The organism is Nonomuraea sediminis (genome assembly GCF_018531495.1).
Classification (GTDB): Bacteria; Actinomycetota; Actinomycetes; order Streptosporangiales; family Streptosporangiaceae; genus Nonomuraea; species Nonomuraea sediminis.
Genome location: NZ_JAHDTI010000013.1, coordinates 124,808 through 141,542 on the forward strand (window position 1 = coordinate 124,808; position 16,735 = coordinate 141,542).

The following is a 16,735-nucleotide window of genomic DNA, read 5'->3' on the forward strand; positions in this document are numbered from 1 at the left end:
TGCATGCTTGGACCATGCTGTGGGCAGGCAGGTCCGCCGTCGAGATCGCGGCAGCCGTACGGCAGGGCGACGTGACAGCCGCGACGGTGGTCGAGGAGCACCTGCACGCGATCGCCGAGCGCGACGCTCGCGTGGGCGCCTTCCGCGTGGTCAGGGAGCGCGCGATCGACGAGGCGCGGGCCGTGCAGAAACGCCGCGACCTGGCCGAGTTGCCGCTGGCGGGCGTGCCCGTCGCGGTCAAGGACAACCTGGAGGTGGCGGGCGAGACCCGGCGTTCCGGCTCGGCCGCCACCTCCGAGTCGATCTGCGACCACGACCACGACACGGTCGCCCGCCTGCGGGCCGCGGGCGCCGTGGTCGTCGGCCTGACCAACCTGCCCGAGCTGGGCCTGGTCGCCTTCGGCGACAGCCACTACGGCGTGGTCCGCAACCCGTGGAACCCCTCCCGTACGGCCGGCGGCTCGTCCTCGGGCAGCGCCGCGGCCGTGGCCGCGGGCATGGTGCCGATCGCGCTCGGCAACGACGGCATGGGCTCCCTGCGCATCCCGGGCGCCTGCTGCGGCGTCCTCGGGCTGAAGCCGGGTCCCGGGCTGGTACCCAGGCCGACGGAGGACTGGCAGGGCCTCGCCGAGAACGGCCCGCTCGCCACGACCGTGGAGGACCTGTCGGTGATGCTGTCGGTGCTGGCCGCCGATCCGGCGCTGGCGGAGTCCTGGCGCACGGGCACGCGGGTGGAGCCGGAGCCGCCGATGCTGCGCTCGGTGTGGGCCGACGACGACCAGGTGTGGGAGCAGGCGCCCGTGCAGCCCGCGGCGGAGCTGTTCGACCTGCGGGTGGCCTACGCGCCCCGCCCGCTCCCGCCGGGGCTCGGGGTGGACATGGAGTTCCAGAGCGCGGTCACGGCCGCCGCCGAGGCGCTGCGTGTCGCCGGGCACACCGTGGTCGAGCACGGCAGGCTGCCCGCGTGGCTGGGCCCGAGCACCGTCGCGACCTGGCTGGCCCGCGCCTCGGAGTCGGCCGCCACCTACGACCGTGCCCGGCTGCAGCGGCGGACGCGGTCGCTGGCCAGGGCGGGAGCCGTGCTGCGCAGGCTCAAGCTGGAGGGGGCCAAGGGGCGCGAGCGCTGGCAGGACTACGGCGCCGACCAGTGGTTCGGCGACGCCGACGTGCTGATCACGCCGACGCTGGCCGCGCCGCCGCCGGTCGCCGAGGGGTGGGGCGAGCGCGGCTTCCTGCGCAACGCGCTGGGCAACGTGCGCTACGCGCCCTGCACCGGTCCGTGGAACATGTGCGGGTGGCCGGCGATGACCGTGCCGTTCGCCACGCACTCGAGCGGGCTGCCGATCGGCGTCCAGCTCGTGGCGCCGCCCGGCGGCGAGCCGCACCTGCTCGGGCTGGCCGCGCAGCTGGAGTCCTCGCACCCCTGGCAGCGCCACGCCCGCGGCTTCTCCTACTGAGCCGTGCTCAGCCCTGAGCGGGGAGCCAGCCGATGGTCACGGCGAAGATGAGGAACAGGCCGAGGACGATGCGGTAGATCACGAAGATCGTGAAGCGGTGCCGGCTGATGTAGCGCAGGAACCAGGCGACCGCGGCGTAGCCGACGGCGAAGGAGATCGCGGTGGCCAGCAGGGTGGGACCCCAGGCGGGCGACTGCTCATCGCCGATCTTGGTGAGCTCCAGCAGGCCCGACGACAGCACCGCGGGCATCGCCAGCAGGAAGGAGTAGCGGGCGGCGTCCTCGCGGCGGTAGTCGAGCAGGAGCCCTGCCGTGATCGTGCCGCCCGACCTGGACACGCCGGGGATGAGGGCCAGCGACTGCGCGAAGCCGTAGACGATGGCATGGACGAAGTCGAGATGCCTCTCCAGCGTGATCGTGCTGCGCGCCGTCCTGTCGGCGAACCACAGGATGAGGGCGAAGACCACCAGCGTGGTGCCCACCAGGCGCAGGTCGCGGAAGACGGTCTCGATCTGGTCCTTGAACGCCACGCCGAGAATCGCGATCGGCAGCGTGCCGACGATGACGTACCAGCCCATCCTGGCCGCGAACTCGCCACGCAGCTCCGGGGTCCACAGCGAGCGCACCCAGGTGGAGACGATCTCCCAGATCTCCTTGCGGAAGTAGATCAGGACCGCGGCCTCGGTGCCGAGCTGGATGACCGCGGTGAACGCCGCTCCCGGGTCGGGCCAGTCCAGCAACGCGGGCACGACCCGGATGTGGGCGCTGGAGGAGATCGGCAGGAACTCTGTCAGCCCCTGCACCAGACCCAGCACCACTGCTTCGAACCAGCCGATCACCGGGACAGGCTAGCGGAAGGTCGCCGCGGGGTACTCTGCCCGGTATGAGGCCCCTGCTGCTCGTCGACGTCGACGGGGTGCTCAACCCGTTCGGTCGAGCGACCCCGGACTTCCGGCGTTACGAGTGCAAGATCGGCGACCAGGTCTACACCGTGCACCTGAACTGGCGGCACGGCGCCCGCCTGCTCGAGCTGGCTCTGCGCACCAGGGCCCAGCTGGTCTGGGCGACGACCTGGGAGGAGCACGCGAACGAGTGGATCGCGCCCCGGCTCGGCCTGCCTGAGCTCCCCGTGATCCCTCTGGCGCCGGGCCCCAAGTCGCCGAGCGTGGCCGCCTACGTGCGGGGCAGGCCATTCGTCTGGTTCGACGACCAGATCTGGGAGGCCGACGAGGAATACCTCAGGGGGCATCAGGGTGTCGGCGAATTCCTGCTCGTCCCCGTCGAGCCCCGACGCGGGCTGACCAGCCGACATCTGGAGACGGCCGCCGAGTGGCTGACCCTGTCGGGGTTTTCTCAGGGTCCGTGACGGGATACCTGACGCCCTGCCCGTCCGTTCTTCCTGGTGAGTAGCTCACCACGGGAGGAAACATCATGTACCGCTCACGAGAGCACCGGGTCCTGGCCGGAGTCTGCGGCGGCCTCGCCGACAAGTTCGGCCTGCCGCCGACGCTCGTGCGGGTGATCTGGCTGCTCCTGTCGCTGCTGCCCGGCCCGATGTGGGTCGTCTACGTCGTCATGTGGATCCTCATCCCCGAGGAGCCGCGGGGTTACCGAACCAGCGTGTGAGCGCGGCCTCGACGGGTTCGGCCGACTGGGGTTCCCAGGCGACGTACCCGTCGGGGCGGATCAGCCGGTCGCGCTGGCCGGGTGCCACGTTCACGCGGTCGGACCATCGTCTGCTCGTCGGTGCGGCCGAGCGCCACCTGCTGGAGCGTGTTCTCCAGCACCGCCGCCGCGACGGGGTGGCGCTCCCGCTCGTAGGTGTCGAGCACGTCGGCCCTGCCCTGTACGGCGAGCGCCAGCTTCCAGCCCAGGTTGGCCGCGTCCTGGAGCCCGGTGTTCATGCCCTGGCCGCCGAAGGGCATGTGGACGTGCGCGGCGTCCCCGGCCTGACGCGCTCCGGGCGTTCATCGCGGTCGGGCGCTTCGTGGTCGGGTCGGCCATCGACGAGCTCGACCACGCGGTCTGGGAGGACGCCGATGGCGACTTCGAGTTCGGGCTGCGGGCGCTGGTGTCCGGAATGCGCTCTATCCTCGAAGCATGAGGGCTAGGCCGCTGAGTCTCATCCAGGATGATCTCGTCGACTACGACAAGGCGATGGAGCGCATGGTGGAGCTGGTCGGGCAGCGCCAGCGCGACGAACGGCCCGACACTCTCTGGCTGCTCAGCCACCCGTCGGTCTACACCGTCGGCCGGCGGACGCCGGTCGAGCACCTGCCCGATCCCTCCCACGGCATCCCCGTCGCCGAGACGGGCCGCGGCGGGCAGCTCACCTACCACGGGCCGGGGCAGCTCGTCGGCTACCTCATCGTCAAGCTGGAGGAGTCCGAGGGCATCGTCGACTACGTGCGCGAGGTCGAGCTCCGCCTCGTCGACGCCCTCGGCGCGCTCGGCCTGCCCGCCGAGCGCCGCGACACGCCGCCCGGCTCGGAGCTTCTCACCGGGGTCTGGACGGCCGAGACGGGCCGCAAGATCGTCTCCATCGGCATGCGCCAGAGCCGCGGCGTCACCAGCCACGGCTTCGCCCTCAACGTCGACGGCAACCTCGAGCCCTGGCAGTGGGCCGTCGCCTGTGGGATGCCCGACGTCGACATGACCTCGCTCAAGCGCGAACTCGGCGCCGCCACCCTGGACCAGGTCCGCCCCGTCGTCGCCACCGCCTTCGAGGCCTCCTACGGGTACGGCGGGGCCCCGCCGTACCCGTAGGGCGGAGGGGCTAATCGACCGGGAGCTCGTCGACAGTGCGGCGGGGACCGGTGAACCAGTGCCGGGCGGACAGGGTCCACCAGAGCGCGATGGCGATCAGCACCGCGCCGACGGCTAGCGGGGCGTAGTTCACCGCGGTCCAGGTGAAGTCCTTGTTGCCGGGGACTCCCTTCGGGCTCAGCGGCATGATGAAGTAGATCGAGATGATCACGATCTCCACGCAGGCGATCCATCCCATGACGCGATACTTCTTGCCCAGCGTCCACGGACCTGGCCTGAACGAGTCGCCCATGCGCATCCGCAGCCAGATCGGGATGAGGAAGGCCAGGTAGAGCCCGATCACGGCGATGGAGACGACCGCGTAGAAGGCGATCGGCGTCGGCGTCGCCCCAGGAGGGGCGTAGAGCGCCGGCAGCGTGATCAGGGCGGCCACGGTGGAGCCGGCGAGGATGGCGTTGACCGGCGTCCGGTTCTTGTCGACCTTGGACCAGAGCCGCCAGCCGGGCACCGCGCCGTCACGCGAGAAGGCGTAGGTCATCCGCGACATCGACGTCACGCAGCTCATCCCGCAGAAGAACTGCCCGATCGTGGAGATCGCGAAGATGGTCGTGGCCAGCGGCGAGGAGAGCGCCGTGGTGAAGATGGCCCCGACGAACCCGCCCTCCTTGTTGATCTCGTCCACGTTCGTCGCGGCGAACAGGAACGCCAGCAGCAGGAGCCACCCGCCGATGGCCGAGTAGAAGATCGACTGCCACAGCCCGCGGGCCGCCGACGTGGCCGCGCCCTGCGTCTCCTCCGAGACGTGCGCGCAGGCGTCGAAGCCGGTGATCGTGTACTGCGTGAGCAGGAACCCCAGCGGCAGGACGTACAGCCAGAACGTGACACCGCTGGTGCCGTGGCCGAAGCCGGAGTTGTTGATCGTGTCGGTGAAGACGAAGCCGAGCGTCTGGTGCTTGGTCGGCGCGAAGATCAGGATGCCGATCACGGCCGCGGCGCCCACCACGTGCCACCAGACGGAGATGTTCTGCAGCAGCGAGATCAGCTTGTGGCTGTAGATGTTGATCAGCGCGTGCAGCACCAGGATGATCACGAACAGCAGGAACGCCTGCGTGAGCGTCCCCTCCCAGTCGAAGAGCCGGCTGAGCGTGATGTTGAGGAAGGTGGCGCAGCCGTAGTCGACCGAGGCCGTCACGGCCACCAGTCCGATCAGGTTGAGCCAGCCGGTGAACCAGCCGTGGATCGGCTTGCCCATCGTGGCGGCCCACCAGTAGATGCCGCCGGCGGTCGGGTAGGCGGAGACCAGCTCCGACATGCACAAGCCGATGATCAGGATGAACAGGGAGATCAGGGGCCAGCCCCACGAGATGGCGATGGGTCCGCCGTTGTTCCAGGCCTGGCCGAACGTGGTGAAGCAGCCCGCGAGGATCGAGATGATGGAGAACGAGATTGCGAAATTGGAGAAACCACTCCAGGTCCTCGCCAGCTCCTGCTTATAGCCGAGCTCTGCGAGTCGCCTGGAATCCTCTTCGGTTGTCATGAGGATCTCCCTGCGAGGCGGGACGGACGCGCTTTGGTCTACGTCTAGACCATTTCAATCCCAGGGGCAAGGCATAACAACCGAGTTTCGATCTGGTCAGAGTCAAATGTGATTTCAGTCAGTTCTCGGCAATGTCCAGAACGATCTTCCCCAGCAACCTCCTGGTCAGCAGTGATCGCGCCGCCTCGGCGATCTCGGTCCACGGCCCCTGCCAGCCGATCTGCGGGATCAGCCGGCCGTCCGCCACCAGCGCGAGAACCTCGGCCATGTCGGCGCCCGGACGGGTGGCGTCGCCGAACGTGCGCAGGGTCCGTGACGGCCCCAGGGAGATCGTCGAGTACGGCGGGAAGTTCGCCGGCTCGCCGCCGGCCCAGCCGATGCTGTGCAGCACGCCGCCGGGCAGGACCAGACCCCACGCCGCCACCAGCGCCGGGCCGCCGAGGTGCTCGAGCACCACGTCGACCGGCTCCACCTCGGCCTCCGATAGCTCGCCGACCACGGCATCCGCGCCGAGCTCCCGCAGCCCTTCACCGCGGCGCGCCGACGCGATCACGTGCGCGCCCGCCCGGTGCGCGAGCTGTACGGCGAGCCGCCCCACCCCACCGGACGCCCCGGTGATCAGCACCCGCCTGCCCGCCAGCGGTCCGGAGTCCCGCAGCGTACGCAACGCCGTGATCCCCACGGTCGGCAGCGAGGCGGCCGCCGCCAGCTCGACCGAATCGGGCACCACCGCCAGCGAGTCGGTCGCGAAGACCGCCCGCTCGGCCCACGCGCCCAGCCCGAGCCCGGCTACCCTCGCGCCCGCGGGCGGCCCCGAACCGTCGGACGCCGCCCGGACCACGATCCCCGCGGCGTCGAAGCCCATGACGGTGCCCGCGGGGAAGTAGCCGGTGTGCCGCAGTTCGCCGAAGTTGGCCCCCGCGTGGTGGACCTCGACCACCGCCTGGTCAGGCGTGGGGACGGGCTCGGGCACCTCCGCGAGCTCGATGGTGGCCTCTTCGGTCGCGACGAGTGCGCGCATGTTCGCCTCCAAATCGGACTGTCAGTCCGGTTAGTATGCGGACCGAGGGTCCGCTTTTGCAAGTACGCTGGGGAGCCTCAGCGGAGGAGGAGCCTGGTGCGATCGGATGCCGCGCGTAACCGGGACGCGATCCTGCGGGCGACCGAACGGCTGCTCGCGGACCACGGTGCCGAGCACGTCTCGCTCGATCGGGTCGCGGCGGCGGCGGGCGTGGGCAAGGGCACGGTCTTCCGCCGCTTCGGCAGCAGGACCGGGCTCTTCCAGGAGTTGCTGACCGAGCGCGCCGAGAGCCTGGCCGCGGCCATCGAGTCGGCGGACTCCCACCTCGGTCCCGGGCACCCTCCGGCGTCACGGTTGCTCGGGTTCCTCGATGAGCTGGCGGGCCTGGCCGAGCGGAACCTCGCGCTGTTCGCCGCGCATGAGCGGGCCTGCGCGGACGACAAGTACGCCGACCCGACCTACGTGCGCTGGCACGCTCACGTCACCGGTCTCGTCGCCGAGGCGAGACCCGACCTCGACGCCGGCTTCGTCGCCCACCTGCTCCTGGGCTGCTTCGACGCCGACCTGGTCGGGCGGATCCTGGCCGACGGCGGGCTGCCCAGGCTCAGATCGTCGATCCGCGGCGCTACCGCCGCCCTGCTCGGCCCGGCATAGCCGCCTGGCGGAAGGCCTTGAGGTTCCACATGGCGCGCCGAAGTCTATGCGGATTTTACCCCTAGGGGGTATAGTCATCGCCATGACTGTGACTACGTACCAGGTCGAGGGCATGACCTGCGGGCATTGCGTCAGCTCGGTTTCCGCCGAGGTGGGGAAGGTCTCGGGCGTCAGCGGCGTCGAGATCGACCTGGCCGCCAAGGCGATGACCGTGACCAGCCAGGGGCCGGTCGACGAGGCGCTGATCGACGCCGCCGTGGTGGAGGCGGGCTACCAGCTGGCCAAGGTCGAGCTGCTGCCGCAGGCCGGCGGATCCTGCTGCGGCTCGGGCGGCTGCCACTGACCACCCCGACCCGACCGGCGCGAGCCCGCTTCCCGATGCGGAGGCGGGCTCGACCTATTGGTCCAGGTGGGCGAGCAGCGTCCGGCTGATGTCGCCGAGCTGCCTGATCTGTTCGGGGGTGAGCAGGTCGATGAGGTTCGCCCGGACGCTCTCGAGGTGCCGCGGCGCCGCCAGCTCCAGCGCTGCCATCCCTTCATCGGTGAGTACGGCCAGCCAGCCGCGCCGATCTCCCGCGAAGTGCTCCCGCCGGACCCATCCGGCCTCCTCGAGCTTGTTGACCGCGTGCGAGATGCGGCTGGGTTTGGAGCGGGTCGCCCGGGCCAGTTCGCTCATCCGCAGCGTGCGTTCCGGCGCCTCCGACAACAGGACGAGCAGCTCGTAGTAGGTGGGCGGCATGCCCGCCTCGCTCAGCAGTTCACGCTCGATCCGGTCGTTGAACAGCCGGATCGCCATGCCGAAGGCGCGCCACGTGCGCTGCTCCTCCTCGTTGAGCCACTTCACCTGAGGGAAGGTATCACGCTGGATGGTTGCGCACTGAAATACTTTGTATGTACTGTCGTGCTCAATATTCCAGCGCTGAAGGAAATGGCCATGACGAACCTCGCAGTGATCTTCTACTCGTCCACCGGCACGATCACCCGGATCGCCAGGGAGATGGCGCGTGCCGCCCAAGCCGAGGGCGCCGAGGTACGGCTGCGCAAGGTCGCTGAGCTGGCTCCCCAGGAGGCGATCGACTCTGTGCCCGGATGGGCGGAGAACCTGGAGCGGACGGCCGACATCCCGCCGGCGACTCCGGACGACATGGTCTGGGCCGACGCCGTGATCTTCGGTACGCCGACCCGGTTCGGGAACGTGGCCTCGCAGCTCAAGCAGTTCATCGACACGCTGGGCGGGCTGCAGGCGCAGGGCTTGCTGGCGGGCAAGGTGTACAGCGGCTTCACCTCCACGGCCACCCCGCACGGCGGCCACGAGTCCACGCTGCTGGCGCTCGGCAACACCTTCCACCACTTCGGCGGCGTCATCGTGCCGCCCGGCTACACGGATGCCGCCCACGGCAACCCGTACGGCACCTCCCACTTCACCGGAAACGGCACGGTCCCCGTGGGCGAGCCCACGCTGGCCGCCGCCCGCGCCCAGGCCACGCGTGTCGCCCGCTTCGCTGCGGCGATCAGGAGCGTGCGGTTCGCCGCCTGAGGTACCAGGTGTGCAGGCACCAGGCCAGGGCCGCCCCCACGGCGTACCAGAGCAGGTCTGGCGCGTTGAACGTGCTGCCGAGCAGGGGCCGGAGCCAGGAGGGGATCTCGCCGAGCTGGGCGAACTCGATCGCCCAGCTCGTGGCCGTCGCGATGAGCGCGGCAAGCCAGGGCCGCAGCCGCGGCCCGATGAGGACGATCAGCCAGTAGATCAGCACCGTGTACAGCGCGTCGCCGGCGTACTTGGCGAACCAGCCGCCGAGGAAGGCCCGGACGGCGAGCCCGAGCGCGACGGTGACGGCGGCGGCCAGAGCGCTGAGGGTACGGGGCACCCGGCTACGGTAGTGCGGTGAGCGCGACCATGGTGACGAAGGACCTCGCGGCAGGCCACGGCGACAGGCTGCTGTTCTCCGGCCTGGACCTGGTGGTCGGGCCCGGTGACGTGATCGGGCTCGTCGGCGTCAACGGCGCGGGCAAGTCGACGCTGCTGCGCATGCTCGCCGGGCTGACACGGCCCGAGTCGGGCACGATCAGGCTCAACCCGGCCTCGGCGGTGGTCGGCTACCTGCCCCAGGAGCCCGACCGCAGACCGGGCGAGACCGTGGCCGCGTTCCTGGCCAGGCGTACGGGCGTGACCGGGGCGCAGCGCGACCTCGACGCCGCCACCCAGGCCATCGTCGACCAGGCGGAGGGCGCCGACGACGCCTACAGCCTGGCGCTCGAGCGCTGGCTCGCGCTCGGCGGCGCCGACCTGGAGGAGCGGGCGGCCGAGGTGAATCTGGGCTTCTCGCTCGACCTGCCGATGACGGCGCTGTCGGGCGGGCAGGCGGCCCGCGCGGGGCTGGCCTCGCTGCTGCTGAGCCGCTACGACCTGTTCCTGCTCGACGAGCCGACCAACGACCTGGACCTGGACGGGCTCGACAGGCTGGAGACGTTCGTCAAGGGGCTGCGCGCGGGCACCGTGCTGGTCAGCCACGACCGCGAGTTCCTGGCCAGGACCGTCACCGAGGTGCTGGAGCTGGACCTGGCTCAGCAGCAGGTCAACCTCTACGGCGGCGGCTATCAGGCCTACCTGGAGGAGCGCGACGTCGCCCGCAGGCACGCCCGCGAACGGTACGAGGAGTACGCCGACACCCGCTCCCAGCTCGAGGCGCGAGCCCGTACCCAGCGCGCCTGGATGGAGAAGGGCGTCAAGAACGCCCGCCGCAAGATGACCGACAACGACAAGATCGGGCGCAACGCCCGCGTCGAGACCACCGAGAAGCAGGCCGCCAAGGCCCGCCAGACCGAGCGCATGCTGGACCGCCTGGAGACCGTGGAGGAGCCGCGCAAGGAGTGGGAACTGCGCATGGAGATCGCCGCCGCGCCCCGCTCCGGCGCCGTGGTGGCCACCCTGCGCAACGCGGTGGTCAGGCGCGGCGACTTCCGGCTCGGGCCGATCGACCTGGAGATCGGCTGGGCCGAGCGGGTGGCGATCACCGGCGCGAACGGCGCGGGCAAGACCACGCTGCTGGGCGCGCTGCTCGGCCGGATCCCGCTGGAGGAGGGGCACGCCTCGCTGGGGCCCGGCGTCGTGGTGGGCGAGGTCGACCAGGCGCGCAGGCTCTTCGAGGGCGAGGCGCCGCTGGTGGACACCTTCGCCGACGACATGCCGCCGGGCGAGGTCCGCACGCTGCTGGCCAAGTTCGGGCTGAAGGCGGCGCACGTCCTGCGCCCCGCTAACACTCTGTCACCGGGGGAGCGTACCCGGGCGGCGCTGGCGCTGCTACAGGCGCGCGGGGTGAACCTGCTCGTGCTCGACGAGCCCACCAACCACCTCGACCTGCCCGCCATCGAGCAGCTTGAGTCGGCGCTCGCCACCTATCCAGGGACGATGCTGCTCGTCACGCACGACAGACGCATGCTGGAGGCGGTGTCCGTCGACAGAAGACTACGCGTCTCGGGCGGAATGCTTGAAAATTAACACCGCCCAAGGAAACGAGAATGAAACAATTTTCCGTCACTCGTTGACACGCGGTCTTCGTATGGTGTGCCTTTCTCTACACAGGACTACCCCCGCCTGAAGGTGAGGCACTCATGAGGAAATGGCTCGGGCGCGTGGCCGCGCTCGGCGTGGCGCTCTTAGTTGCAGGTCAGGGCGCCGTTGCCCATGCCGAGGACCCCTCGGCGGGGAAGAAGGTGGTCCGTGTGGGTGCCACCCAGGCGGTCGACTCGATGAACCCGTTCCTGGCCGTGCGCGTCGTCTCGACCGCAGTGCACCGGTGGATGTGGAGCTACCTGACCGTCCCCGACGCCAAGACGCTCCAGCCGAGCCCTGACCTGGCCGAATCCTGGTCCGTGGCTCCGGACAAGCTCACCTGGACGTTCAAGATCCGTAAGACGAACTGGTCGGATGGCCAGCCCGTCACGGCGGACGACGCGGCCTGGACGCTCAACAAGATCATGACGGACGACGCCGCGAAGACCGCGAACGGCCCGGCCGTGGAGAACTTCGAGAGCGTCACCGCCAACGGCCAGGACCTGGTCATCAAGACCAAGCAGCCGCAGGCGTCCATCCTCGACACGGCCATCCCGATCGTGCCCAAGCACGTCTGGGAGAAGGTCACGGACATGGCCAAGTACGAGCCGGACACGTTCCCGGTCGTCGGCGACGGTCCGTATATCGCGACCGAGTACAAGAAGGACCAGTACGTCAAGCTCAAGGCCAACCCCAACTACTGGCGGGGCAAGCCGAAGATCGACGAGCTGCAGGTCATCTTCTACGACAACCCCGCCGCCGCGATCGTGGGCCTGAAGAAGGGCGACATCGACCTCATCGGCCGGCTCCAGGGCCCGGACTTCGACGCCATCAAGGGCGACCCGAACATCGAGCAGTGGAACACCCAGGGCCGCCGCGCGACCTACCTCGAGGTCAACCCCGGTGCCTCCACGACCGACAACAAGCCCATCGGCGACGGTCACCCGGCGCTGAAGGACGTGAAGGTGCGCCAGGCGCTGCACTGGGCGATCAACAAGCAGGAGCTCGTCGAGAAGGTGCAGAACGGCTACGCCGTACCGGCCGACGGCTCGATCATCCCGCCGATGTTCAAGGACTACTTCTGGACCGCCGAGGGTGACCAGAAGGTCACCTACGACCCGGCCAAGGCCAACAAGATCCTGGACGACGCGGGCTACAAGAAGGGCCCCGACGGCGTCCGCACGATGCCCGACGGCAAGCGCAAGCTGGAGTTCCGCTTCAGCATCCACACCGACACGCCGGTCGAGGACAAGATCGCCGAGTACCTGACCGGCTACTTCAAGGCCATCGGCATCACGCTGACCACCAACCGGCTCGACTCCAGCAAGTTCGGCGAGGAGACCGGCGTCACCGGCCTCTACGACATCGCGATCAGCGGCTGGTCGGTCAACCCCGACCCCGAGGAGGTCCTGGCGACGCACCTGTGCAGCCGCAGGCCCACCCCGGCCGGCGAGGGCGGCGGCACCGAGTCGTTCTTCTGCGACCAGCCCTACGAGAAGCTCTACCAGCAGCAGCTCGCCGAGCTCGACCACCCCAAGCGGGCCGAGATCATCAAGCAGATGGAGGCGCGGCTCTACGACCAGGCGCCGATCATCGCGATCTACTACCCGAACGACCTGGAGGGCTACCGCAAGGACCGCATCACCAGCATCACCCCGATCCCCGAGGACAAGGGCCTCCTGTACGGCGGCAGCAGCTACATGCCGTTCTACTCGCTGGACGCCAAGCCCACCGCCGGCGCGAGCGCCGCGGGCGGCGGCTCCAGCACCGGCCTGATCATCGGGATCGTCGTGGCGGTGATCGTGATCGGCGGCGCGGTCTTCTTCGTGACCAGGCGGCGCAAGAGCGTCGCGGACGAGCGCGAATGACAACTCCGCTCCAGTCGGCCGAGCCCGCCGCCGAGCAGGCGGCGGGCTCGACCCGCGGTAGCACGCTGCGGTACGCGCTGTCCAAGGTGGGCGGCGCGCTGATCAGCATCGCCGTGGTGATCGTCAGCACGTTCTTCGTCTTCAGGCTGCTGCCCGGCGACCCGGTGCGCGCGCTCACCCAGGGCCGCAACATGACGCCGGAAGCGCTCACGCTCGAACGCCACCGGCTCGGCCTGGACAAGCCCCAGTGGCAGCAGTTCATCGACTTCATCGGCAACACGCTCCGCCTGGACTTCGGCAACTCCTACGAGTACAAGCGGCCCGTGCTCGACCTGATCGGCGAGCGCTTCGGCAACACGCTGCTGCTCACGGGCACCGCGCTGATCCTGGCGGTCAGCCTGGGCCTGTGGCAGGGCACCAAGGCCGGCTGGCGGATCGGCAGCCGCTTCGACCGCGTCTCCACGGCGATCTCGCTGGTGCTGTGGTCGGTGCCGACGTTCTGGCTCGGCCTGCTGCTGCTGATGGTCTTCGCCAACGGCATCGGCCCCATCCCCGGCCTGTTCCCGACACGCGGCATCGAGAGCGTGGACGCGCCCGACGGCTTCGGCTACGTCCTGGACGTCGGCTTGCACATGGTGCTGCCCGTCATCACGCTGGTCGGTGTCGTCTACGCGCAGTACCTGCTGGTGATGCGCTCCTCCCTGCAGGAGGAGGTCGCCCAGGACTACATCACCACGGCCCGCGCCAAGGGCCTGCGCGACGACGAGGTACGGCGGCGCCACGCCATCCCCAACGCGCTGCTGCCCACGGTGACCCTGGTCTTCATGCGGATCGGCTTCATCGTCGGCGGCGCGGTCACGGTGGAGTCCATCTACAGCTGGCCGGGGCTCGGCCAGTTGTTCGTGCGCGCCATCCACGTGCCCGACTTCACGCTGATGCAGGGCACGTTCATCATCATCAGCGTCTCGGTGATCATCATGAACACGCTGGCCGACGTGGTCTACCACGTCCTCGACCCGAGGGTGAGGTCGACGTGACGAGCCTGACCTGGACCCGCAGGCGGCGCTCGCTCGGACGGTTCTGGGCCGAGTTCCGCACGCACACGGCGGGCATGATCGGGCTGGGCATCCTGCTGTTCGCCGTGGTGATGGCCCTGATCGCGCCGCTGTTCATCGACGAGAGCGTGACCTCGGTCGTCGAGGGCACCGGCAGCAGGTGGGCGGCGCCCGGAGCGGGGCACGTGCTGGGCACCGACGAGTCGGGCCGGTCGATCCTGCTGCTGATCTGGTGGGGCTCGCGCACGTCGCTGCTCATCGGGTTCCTGGCCGCGCTGCTCACGGTGGTGATCGGCACGGTGGTCGGCATCGCCGCCGGGCACTTCCGCGGCTGGCCCAGCGCCGTGCTGATGCGCGTGACCGACTGGTTCCTGGTGCTGCCCTCGCTGGTCACAGCGCTGGTGCTGGCGGCCATGCTGGGCGGGAGCACCACGACGATCATCATCGCCATCGCGATCACCTCGTGGCCGTCCACGGCCCGGCTCATCAGGGCGCAGACGCTGGCCGTGGAGGCCAGGCCGTACATCGAGCGATCGAAGGCGCTGGGGGCGGGACACTGGCACATCACGACCCGGCACGTGCTGCCGAACGTGGGGCCGCTGCTGCTCGCCAGCACCACGCTGGAGGTCGCCAGCGCGATCGTCACCGAGTCGACCCTGGCCTTCCTCGGCGCCAGCTCCAACAAGACTTCGTGGGGCGCGATGCTGCGCGGGTCGTACGACTGGAACGCGGCGACCCAGGGTGCCTGGTGGTACATCCTCATCCCGGGTCTGTGCATCGTCGCGGTCGTCATGGCCTTCACCATGTTCGGCCGCGCGCTGGAGGCCGTGCTGAACCCGCGGCTGCGGAGGGCGGGCTGATGAGCATTCTTGAACTGGACGATCTGTCCGTCACCTACCGGATCACCTCGGGCGAGGTGCCCGCCGTGCGCGGGGTGTCGCTGAAGCTGGAGGCCGGCAGCGCGCTCGGGGTCGCGGGCGAGTCGGGGTCCGGCAAGTCGACGCTGGCCATGGCGCTCCTGCGGCTGCTGCCCAAGGACGCGCACGTCGGCGGCCGGATCCTGCTCGACGGCGAGGACGTGCTGACGATGAAGTGGGGCCGCCTGCGCGCCGTGCGCTGGGCCGAGGCCTCCATCGTGTTCCAGGGCGCGCAGCACGGGCTGAACCCGGTGCGCAGGATCGGCGACCAGATCGCCGAGCCGCTGATCGTGCACGGGCAGGCCAAGCCGGAAGGCGCCCGCAAGCGGGTGGCCGAGCTGCTCGAGCAGGTGGGCCTGCCCACCTGGCGGGCGCGCAGCTACCCGCACGAGCTGTCGGGCGGTCAGCGGCAGCGCGTGATGATCGCGATGGCGCTGGCCTGCTCGCCCCGGCTGATCATCGCCGACGAACCGACCACCGCGCTGGACGTGATGGTCCAGGCGCAGGTGCTGACCCTGATCAAGGAGCTGGTCGCCGAGCACGACATCTCCCTGATCATGATCTCGCACGACCTGTCGGTGCTGGCCGACGTCTGCGACCGGCTGGCCGTCATGTACGCCGGGCGGGTCGTGGAGAGCGGCCCCTCGCACGAGGTCTTCCACGACGCCAAGCACCCTTACAGCAAGGCGCTGGCCGCGGCGTTCCCCACGGTCGGCGACCCGGTCTCGCGGATGGCTCCCAAGGGACTGGGCGGCGACCCGCCCGACCCGATGGAGCTGCCGTCCGGCTGCTCGTTCCACCCGCGCTGCCCGGTGGCGGTGGAGGAGTGCTCGACCGCGGACGTCGAGCTCTGGCCCGCGGGCCAGAGCCGTACGGCGGCGTGTGTGCACGTGCGCGCGAAGGAGAAGGCATCATGACGCTGCTCGAGGCGAGCGACCTGCACGTGGAGTTCGCCTCAAGGGGACGGCGTGCCCGCGCGGTCGACGGGGTGAACCTGGCGATCGAGGCGGGCGAGATCGTGGCGCTGGTCGGCGAGTCCGGCTGCGGCAAGACCACCCTCGCCCGCACGCTGCTCGGCCTGGAGCGCCCTTCCTCCGGCTCGGTGACGTACGGCGGGGCCAAGCTCAGCTACCGCGGCAAGGCGCTCAAGGCCCACCGGCGCGAGGTGCAGCTCGTCCTGCAGGACCCGATGGGCTCGCTGAACCCGCGCCAGACCGTGTACGAGGCGGTCGCCGAGGGCCCGCGCATCCACGGGATGCCCGACGAGGAGAAGATCGTCGCCGACGCGCTCGCCAAGGCGGGGCTGCGGCCGCCGGAGCGGTTCTTCCTGCGCTACCCGCACGAGCTGTCCGGCGGGCAGCGCCAGCGCGTGGTCATCGCGGGGGCGCTGGCGCTCGACCCGAAGGTGCTCATCGCTGACGAGCCGGTGGCCTCGCTCGACGCCTCGGTCCGCGGCGAGATCCTGGCGCTGCTGCTCAAGCTGCGCCAGGACCTCGGGCTGTCGGCGCTGGTCGTCACCCACGACCTGGGCCTGGCCTGGAACATCGCCGACCGCGTGGCGGTGATGTACCTGGGCAGGATCGTCGAGTCGGGTCCCGTCGAGCAGGTGCTGACCGCGCCGCGGCATCCGTACACGCAGGCGCTGCTGAGCGTGCTGCCCGAGTCGCCGGAGCGGATCGTGCTGTCCGGCGAGCCGCCGGACCCGACCCGCATCCCCGGCGGGTGCCGCTTCCACGCCCGCTGCCAGGAGCTGGCCTCCGGCAAGGCCGCGGAGGCGGGTGTGGACGGCAGGTGCCGTTCGGAGCTGCTGAGCGTGCTGCCCGCCGTACCGCAGGCGCAGGCCGCCTGCCACTACGCGGCGCTGAGCGCGTGAGCCCGACGGCCCGCGGCGGAAGCCGCGGGCCGTCG

19 protein-coding genes and 1 pseudogene are annotated in these 16,735 nt (G+C 70.2%); 13 read left to right on the forward strand and 7 right to left on the reverse strand.

Features of this window, described 5'->3' with window-relative positions:
• Window positions 1-14 precede the first annotated feature (14 nt).
• The gene (locus KIK09_RS42720) at window positions 15-1,457 is read left to right on the forward strand and encodes an amidase (protein WP_214325230.1); all 1,443 of its coding nucleotides are present in this window, start codon (window positions 15-17) and stop codon (window positions 1,455-1,457) included.
• Between the two features lie 7 nt (window positions 1,458-1,464).
• On the opposite strand, the gene KIK09_RS42725 is transcribed toward KIK09_RS42720, so the two are convergent.
• Entirely contained in the window at window positions 1,465-2,295 is an 831-nt protein-coding gene (locus KIK09_RS42725; RefSeq protein WP_214325231.1) for an undecaprenyl-diphosphate phosphatase, read from the reverse strand.
• A 44-nt stretch (window positions 2,296-2,339) separates the two neighbouring features.
• On the opposite strand from KIK09_RS42725, the gene KIK09_RS42730 reads away from it, so the two are divergent.
• Both KIK09_RS42730 and KIK09_RS42735 read left to right on the forward strand, forming a co-directional pair.
• Entirely contained in the window at window positions 2,340-2,822 is a 483-nt protein-coding gene (locus tag KIK09_RS42730) for an HAD domain-containing protein (RefSeq protein ID WP_250574683.1), read from the forward strand.
• Between the two features lie 65 nt (window positions 2,823-2,887).
• A complete protein-coding gene (locus tag KIK09_RS42735; RefSeq protein ID WP_214325232.1) occupies window positions 2,888-3,082 on the forward strand; it encodes a PspC domain-containing protein in 195 nt (64 codons plus the stop codon).
• On the opposite strand, the gene KIK09_RS60795 is transcribed toward KIK09_RS42735, so the two are convergent.
• Both KIK09_RS60795 and KIK09_RS60975 read right to left on the reverse strand, forming a co-directional pair.
• Window positions 3,042-3,176, reverse strand: coding sequence for an aromatic-ring hydroxylase C-terminal domain-containing protein (locus KIK09_RS60795; RefSeq protein ID WP_372455760.1), 135 nt, complete (start codon window positions 3,174-3,176; stop codon window positions 3,042-3,044). The genes KIK09_RS42735 and KIK09_RS60795 overlap by 41 nt on opposite strands.
• Before the next feature lie 22 nt (window positions 3,177-3,198).
• A pseudogene (locus tag KIK09_RS60975) lies at window positions 3,199-3,405 on the reverse strand (FAD-dependent monooxygenase); the annotation flags it as partial.
• Between the two features lie 151 nt (window positions 3,406-3,556).
• On the opposite strand from KIK09_RS60975, the gene lipB reads away from it, so the two are divergent.
• Window positions 3,557-4,222, forward strand: coding sequence for a lipoyl(octanoyl) transferase LipB (lipB, locus tag KIK09_RS42745; RefSeq protein WP_214325234.1), 666 nt, complete (start codon window positions 3,557-3,559; stop codon window positions 4,220-4,222).
• 10 nt (window positions 4,223-4,232) lie between these two features.
• Here lipB and KIK09_RS42750 read toward each other — a convergent pair whose 3' ends face one another.
• Together KIK09_RS42750 and KIK09_RS42755 are read right to left on the reverse strand one after the other, a co-directional pair.
• A complete protein-coding gene (locus KIK09_RS42750) occupies window positions 4,233-5,759 on the reverse strand; it encodes an amino acid permease (protein WP_214325235.1) in 1,527 nt (508 codons plus the stop codon).
• A 118-nt stretch (window positions 5,760-5,877) separates the two neighbouring features.
• The gene (locus tag KIK09_RS42755) at window positions 5,878-6,780 is read right to left on the reverse strand and encodes a zinc-binding dehydrogenase (protein ID WP_214325236.1); all 903 of its coding nucleotides are present in this window, start codon (window positions 6,778-6,780) and stop codon (window positions 5,878-5,880) included.
• A gap of 96 nt (window positions 6,781-6,876) precedes the next feature.
• Here KIK09_RS42755 and KIK09_RS42760 point away from each other — a divergent pair, with 96 nt between their 5' ends.
• Complete coding sequence (locus tag KIK09_RS42760; protein ID WP_308164663.1) at window positions 6,877-7,434, forward strand: TetR/AcrR family transcriptional regulator; 558 nt, start codon at window positions 6,877-6,879, stop codon at window positions 7,432-7,434.
• Window positions 7,435-7,516: 82 nt separating this feature from the next.
• Entirely contained in the window at window positions 7,517-7,777 is a 261-nt protein-coding gene (locus KIK09_RS42765; protein WP_214325237.1) for a heavy-metal-associated domain-containing protein, read from the forward strand.
• Window positions 7,778-7,831: 54 nt separating this feature from the next.
• Here KIK09_RS42765 and KIK09_RS42770 read toward each other — a convergent pair whose 3' ends face one another.
• Complete coding sequence (locus KIK09_RS42770) at window positions 7,832-8,278, reverse strand: MarR family winged helix-turn-helix transcriptional regulator (protein WP_308164664.1); 447 nt, start codon at window positions 8,276-8,278, stop codon at window positions 7,832-7,834.
• An 84-nt stretch (window positions 8,279-8,362) separates the two neighbouring features.
• Between KIK09_RS42770 and wrbA the strand changes: the two genes are divergently transcribed.
• On the forward strand, window positions 8,363-8,971 hold the full coding sequence (gene wrbA / locus KIK09_RS42775) for an NAD(P)H:quinone oxidoreductase (protein WP_214325481.1): 609 nt from the start codon (window positions 8,363-8,365) through the stop codon (window positions 8,969-8,971).
• Here the strand turns inward: wrbA and KIK09_RS58500 are convergent.
• Window positions 8,946-9,302, reverse strand: a complete 357-nt coding sequence (locus KIK09_RS58500) for a ribosomal maturation YjgA family protein (RefSeq protein ID WP_214325238.1) — start codon at window positions 9,300-9,302, stop codon at window positions 8,946-8,948. The genes wrbA and KIK09_RS58500 overlap by 26 nt on opposite strands.
• Window positions 9,303-9,319: 17 nt before the next feature.
• Here KIK09_RS58500 and KIK09_RS42785 point away from each other — a divergent pair, with 17 nt between their 5' ends.
• The 6 genes from KIK09_RS42785 to KIK09_RS42810 all read left to right on the forward strand — a co-directional run bounded on the left by KIK09_RS42785 (window position 9,320) and on the right by KIK09_RS42810 (window position 16,700).
• Entirely contained in the window at window positions 9,320-10,933 is a 1,614-nt protein-coding gene (locus tag KIK09_RS42785; protein WP_214325239.1) for an ABC-F family ATP-binding cassette domain-containing protein, read from the forward strand.
• Window positions 10,934-11,046: 113 nt separating this feature from the next.
• A complete protein-coding gene (locus KIK09_RS42790) occupies window positions 11,047-12,855 on the forward strand; it encodes an ABC transporter substrate-binding protein (RefSeq protein ID WP_214325240.1) in 1,809 nt (602 codons plus the stop codon).
• Window positions 12,852-13,892 carry an ABC transporter permease gene (locus KIK09_RS42795; protein WP_214325241.1) on the forward strand — a complete coding sequence of 347 codons (1,041 nt, stop codon included), beginning with the start codon at window positions 12,852-12,854 and terminating at the stop codon, window positions 13,890-13,892. The genes KIK09_RS42790 and KIK09_RS42795 overlap by 4 nt, the downstream gene beginning before the upstream one ends.
• Window positions 13,889-14,770 carry an ABC transporter permease gene (locus tag KIK09_RS42800; RefSeq protein WP_214325242.1) on the forward strand — a complete coding sequence of 294 codons (882 nt, stop codon included), beginning with the start codon at window positions 13,889-13,891 and terminating at the stop codon, window positions 14,768-14,770. Before KIK09_RS42795 ends, KIK09_RS42800 begins: the two co-directional genes overlap by 4 nt.
• Window positions 14,770-15,744, forward strand: a complete 975-nt coding sequence (locus KIK09_RS42805; protein WP_214325243.1) for an ABC transporter ATP-binding protein — start codon at window positions 14,770-14,772, stop codon at window positions 15,742-15,744. Before KIK09_RS42800 ends, KIK09_RS42805 begins: the two co-directional genes overlap by 1 nt.
• Window positions 15,741-16,700: an ABC transporter ATP-binding protein gene (locus KIK09_RS42810; protein WP_214325244.1), complete on the forward strand. Its 960-nt coding sequence runs from the start codon at window positions 15,741-15,743 to the stop codon at window positions 16,698-16,700. Before KIK09_RS42805 ends, KIK09_RS42810 begins: the two co-directional genes overlap by 4 nt.
• Window positions 16,701-16,735 lie beyond the last annotated feature (35 nt).

Excerpts from the sequence above, each read along its gene's own strand:
- KIK09_RS42795 (WP_214325241.1), top strand. The coding sequence starts at position 12,852 with ATGACAACTCCGCTCCAGTCGGCCGAGCCCGCCGCCGAGCAGGCGGCG.
- KIK09_RS42735 (WP_214325232.1), top strand. The coding sequence starts at position 2,888 with ATGTACCGCTCACGAGAGCACCGGGTCCTGGCCGGAGTCTGCGGCGGC.
- KIK09_RS42755 (WP_214325236.1), bottom strand. The coding sequence starts at position 6,780 with ATGCGCGCACTCGTCGCGACCGAAGAGGCCACCATCGAGCTCGCGGAG.
- KIK09_RS42805 (WP_214325243.1), top strand. The coding sequence starts at position 14,770 with ATGAGCATTCTTGAACTGGACGATCTGTCCGTCACCTACCGGATCACC.
- KIK09_RS42720 (WP_214325230.1), top strand. The coding sequence starts at position 15 with ATGCTGTGGGCAGGCAGGTCCGCCGTCGAGATCGCGGCAGCCGTACGG.
- KIK09_RS42810 (WP_214325244.1), top strand. The coding sequence starts at position 15,741 with ATGACGCTGCTCGAGGCGAGCGACCTGCACGTGGAGTTCGCCTCAAGG.
- KIK09_RS42765 (WP_214325237.1), top strand. The coding sequence starts at position 7,517 with ATGACTGTGACTACGTACCAGGTCGAGGGCATGACCTGCGGGCATTGC.
- KIK09_RS42730 (WP_250574683.1), top strand. The coding sequence starts at position 2,340 with ATGAGGCCCCTGCTGCTCGTCGACGTCGACGGGGTGCTCAACCCGTTC.
- KIK09_RS42750 (WP_214325235.1), bottom strand. The coding sequence starts at position 5,759 with ATGACAACCGAAGAGGATTCCAGGCGACTCGCAGAGCTCGGCTATAAG.
- lipB (WP_214325234.1), top strand. The coding sequence starts at position 3,557 with ATGAGGGCTAGGCCGCTGAGTCTCATCCAGGATGATCTCGTCGACTAC.
- wrbA (WP_214325481.1), top strand. The coding sequence starts at position 8,363 with ATGGCCATGACGAACCTCGCAGTGATCTTCTACTCGTCCACCGGCACG.
- KIK09_RS42790 (WP_214325240.1), top strand. The coding sequence starts at position 11,047 with ATGAGGAAATGGCTCGGGCGCGTGGCCGCGCTCGGCGTGGCGCTCTTA.